General features: G+C 56.0%; 4 protein-coding genes. 2 read left to right on the forward strand and 2 right to left on the reverse strand.

All coding sequences use genetic code 11. The features are described from left to right. Window positions 1–789, forward strand: a 789-nt coding sequence (locus K0B87_09410; GenBank protein ID MBW6514952.1) for a [FeFe] hydrogenase H-cluster radical SAM maturase HydG, incomplete at its 5' end; no start/stop codon positions are given. Window positions 790–863: 74 nt separating this feature from the next. Here the strand turns inward: K0B87_09410 and K0B87_09415 are convergent. Both K0B87_09415 and K0B87_09420 read right to left on the reverse strand, forming a co-directional pair. Further along, window positions 864–1238, reverse strand: a complete 375-nt coding sequence (locus K0B87_09415; protein ID MBW6514953.1) for a hypothetical protein — start codon at window positions 1236–1238, stop codon at window positions 864–866. A gap of 18 nt (window positions 1239–1256) precedes the next feature. Next, window positions 1257–1970 carry a hypothetical protein gene (locus K0B87_09420; protein MBW6514954.1) on the reverse strand — a complete coding sequence of 238 codons (714 nt, stop codon included), beginning with the start codon at window positions 1968–1970 and terminating at the stop codon, window positions 1257–1259. Between the two features lie 187 nt (window positions 1971–2157). On the opposite strand from K0B87_09420, the gene uvrA reads away from it, so the two are divergent. Next, window positions 2158–4023: excinuclease ABC subunit UvrA (gene uvrA, locus K0B87_09425; protein MBW6514955.1), on the forward strand; the 1866-nt coding region annotated here is incomplete at its 3' end.

Raw genomic sequence — 4023 nt, forward strand, 5'->3', positions numbered from 1 at the left:
CATCCCCGCGGCCCCAAAAGCAGCTTCCTCTGGAGGCTGGACGGCCTCGACCGCGCCATGAAGGCCGGGATCGACGACCTGGGCATCGGCGCCTTGATGGGCCTCTACGACTGGAAATTCGAGGTGATGGGCCTGCTTTACCACACGATCCACCTGGAACAGGCCTTTGGCGTCGGACCCCACACCATCTCCTTCCCCAGGATCGAGCCCGCCATCGGGACTGATTTCACTGAGCATCCGCCCCATCAGGTCTCGGACGAGGACTTCAAACACCTGGTCGCCGTGATCCGCCTCAGCGTGCCCTATACCGGGATGATCCTCACTGCCCGGGAGCCTGTGGCTATCCGCAAGGAAGTTTTGCGCTACGGAGTTTCCCAGATCGACGCGGGATCCAGCATCGGGGTGGGTGATTACTCCGCCAAGGACGATGAATCCAGGAAAAAGAGCCAATTCGTTTTGGGCGACACCCGCAGCCTGGACGACGTGATTCATGAGCTTGCCAAAGATGGCTACATTCCCTCCTTTTGCACCAGTTGCTACCGCGCGGGAAGGACAGGAGAGCATTTCATGGAGTTTGCCATTCCCGGCTTCGTCAAACGTTTCTGCACTCCCAACGCGCTGTTGACTTTCGCGGAATACCTCCACGACTTTTCTTCGGAGCGGACCCTGCAGGCCGGACTGGAACTGATCGAAAGCGAACTGGCCAAGATCGCTGACGGGAACATGCGGGCCTCCGTGACCGCCAAGCTGGCTGAGATGAAAGCTGGCAAACGCGATCTCTATTATTGAGACCTGTTGTTTGATAAAGATAAACCCGCGTCCGGAGATGGACGCGGGTTTTTTCTATGCTGTGTAAATTGGGGTTATTCTTTTTCTTCTTCCAGAGGTGTTTCGATCACAACTTCCCCGCCTTCTTCCTCGCCTTTGGCATGGACTTCGATATCGATCGAGCACTTGGCCAGTTCGGGATAGAAGTCGTCGATGTATTCGCGCACGGTGGTCTCGATGTCGGTGTGTTTGTCCAAAACTTCCTGGGAGAATCCGAGTTTGATGGCCATCATGTTGAAGGTCTGGTTGATGCTGACTTTGGGCTTTTCCCCATAAACATTGTTCAAAAATTCAGGCAGGGACTTGGATAACTTGACAATGCCGTTGATGCGCTTGTATGCCTTGAGTCCGAAATGGGCCGCAAGCGCCGTTCCCCCCAGAACGAGAGCTGTCTTCAAAAGCTTTTTCATGGTTGTCACTCCTTAGGTCTATTTATAGATTGATTTTATCTTGCCCCAGCTCCGGTTCTGAACGGAAACTGGCTGTTGCATCTGCATGTCCGAAGAGGAAATGGGGTTCAGCGAATATTCGCCATAGCCAAAGACCACGATCCCCACGATCTGGGAGTATTGGGTCCCAACCGGAGGAGTGGAGCTCCTGCCGCCAAAGCTGCCCAACACGACGCTGGCCTGGCCGCTGCCGTCATTGACCATGAATCTGCCGTTTTTGGTCTTGGTGCCGGAAGTGGTGGTGTTGACGATCCTGGCGTAGACACCCTCATAGGCTTCAGCCTCGAGGGGATTGGCCAACTGGCCGGAACTGATGATGACGGGATTGGGCAGGGTGCGGTTGGCATCCAGCAGACGGTAGCTGCTGATGTTGCGGAGGCAGGTCATGCCAAAGGTTTCGGCGACTTCACCAGTGATCCGGATGTAGTTTCCCACGGCGGGACCGTAGGCCGTGTCGTTGACCAGGATGCCCCTCCAGGCGCCGCTGACCGGCTCGGAGAGGAAGAATCCCCCGCCGCGGTAATCACGGGCAGTGACCACTCCTTCGAGCGTCACGGTCTTGCCCAGATAGGGAGATGGATATGAACCATCCACTCCGCGGGAAGTGGTGTATTGGACGTCAAATATGGACAGGGCTCCAGCCCCCATGCAGAAGCTGAGCAGCAAGCTTGTCAGCAGTATTGATCTTCTCATTTTTGACCTCATATAGCCATAATGTCTTTGAGGCATTTATTGTCAAGCAAAATCGCAGCCAATTTTCATATCCTGGCGGCTTTGGCCTCGAATAGCGGTCCCTAAAGGTTCGCGTCTCTACAGGCAATACATTTCATTTGACAAATCACTGCGTTTCAAATTCCCTGCGCGGCATCAAGGAGTCAAATTGAAGACGAAAATAGTGATAAAAGGCGCTTCCGAACATAATCTGAAAAACGTCGACCTGGAATTCCCCCGCAATCAGCTGATCATTTTCACCGGCGTGTCCGGCTCGGGAAAATCCTCCCTGGCTTTCGACACACTCTACGCCGAAGGCCAGCGTCGCTATGTGGAATCGCTTTCAGCCTACGCGCGCCAGTTTTTGGGGCAGATGGAAAAGCCCCGGGTGGATTACATCGAAGGGCTTTCACCGGCCATTTCCATCGAACAGAAGGCCGCCAGCAAGAATCCCCGCTCCACAGTGGGCACGGTCACTGAGATCTATGACTATCTGAGGGTCCTCTACGCCCGGGTGGGAAAGCAATTTTGCCATATATGCGGAGATCCGGTGGGCTCCCAGACCATCGACCAGATGATCGAGTACCTGATGCAAAAGCCCGGGGGGACCAAGCTGCAGATCCTGGCACCCCTGGTCCAGGAACGCAAGGGAGAGCATAAAGAGGAACTGGAAGAATTGCGCCAGGAAGGATTCGTGCGGGTGGTGATCAATGGCGTTCCGCGCAATTTGGATGAAGAGATAATCCTGGACAAGAAGAGCAAACACAGCATCGATGTGGTGATCGACCGGATCGTGATCAAGGCGGGGGTGGAATCGCGCCTGGCGGATTCACTGGAATTGGCGCTGAAGCTGGCCCAGGGCTTGGTCAAGATTGAATTCATAGATGATAAGGAGTTCCAACTCCTATCAGCCACCAATTCCTGCGCCCGCTGCAACATCGGTTTCGAAGAGCTATCCCCGCAGCATTTTTCCTTCAACAGCCCGATCGGTGCCTGTCCGCTCTGCAATGGATTGGGCTACAGGTTGGAATTCGATCCGGACCGGGTCGTGCCCGATCCCGAATTGAGCATCATGGAGGGAGCCGTCGCACCCTGGGGGCGCCTGGAGGCCAAGAAAGACAGCTGGACCCTGAACACGGTGCGCAACCTCGCCAAAGCCTATGGTTTTTCACTCACGGACCCTTGGTACAAGCTTCCGGACATCGTCAAACAGCTCATCCTTTACGGCTCCAAGGGCAAAAAGTTCAAGATCGCCTGGCAGAATGAGCGCGGCTCTGGTGAATTCATGATGCGCCACGAAGGAGTGATCCCCACCCTGCAGAGAAGGATGCATGAGACCACATCCGAGGAAATGCGGCGCTATTACATGCAGTACCTGGGCGACAAGCCCTGCCCTGAATGCGACGGCAAAAAGCTGAAACCCAGTTCGCTGTCCGTGAGGATCGGGGACAAGGACATTTCCGAACTGACCGCCTACAGCGTGAGCGAGGCCCTGGATTTCTTTTCCGGGCTCACGCTCAGCGGCAACCAGCTCATCATCGCCTCCGAGGTGCTCAAGGAGATCAAGAATCGCCTGGGCTTCCTGCAAAGCGTGGGCCTGCACTATCTGAATCTGGACCGGCGCTCGCCCACCCTATCCGGCGGCGAGAGCCAGAGGATCAGATTGGCCAGCCAGATCGGCAGCCAACTGGTGGGGGTGATGTATATCCTGGACGAACCCAGCATTGGCCTGCATCAGCGGGACAACACCCGTCTGGTGCAAATGCTATGCCAGCTTCGGGACCTGGGCAATTCCGTGATCGTGGTGGAGCATGACGAGGATACGATCCGCAGCGGCGACAGGATCATCGATTTTGGGCCCAGGGCGGGCATTCATGGCGGTGAGATCGTTGCCCAGGGCAGTGTCGGGGAGATAGTCAAAAACCCCAAATCCCTCACCGGGGCATATCTGAGCGGGCGCCTGACCATTCCCATCCCGGCTCAGAGGGTGAAAGCAGATGAGCGCCGGATCACCATCCGCGGTGCCACCCACAAC

The organism is Candidatus Syntrophosphaera sp. (assembly GCA_019429425.1).
GTDB lineage: Bacteria > Cloacimonadota > Cloacimonadia > Cloacimonadales > Cloacimonadaceae > Syntrophosphaera.

Excerpts from the sequence above, each read along its gene's own strand:
- K0B87_09415 (MBW6514953.1), bottom strand. The coding sequence starts at position 1,238 with ATGAAAAAGCTTTTGAAGACAGCTCTCGTTCTGGGGGGAACGGCGCTT.
- K0B87_09420 (MBW6514954.1), bottom strand. The coding sequence starts at position 1,970 with ATGAGAAGATCAATACTGCTGACAAGCTTGCTGCTCAGCTTCTGCATG.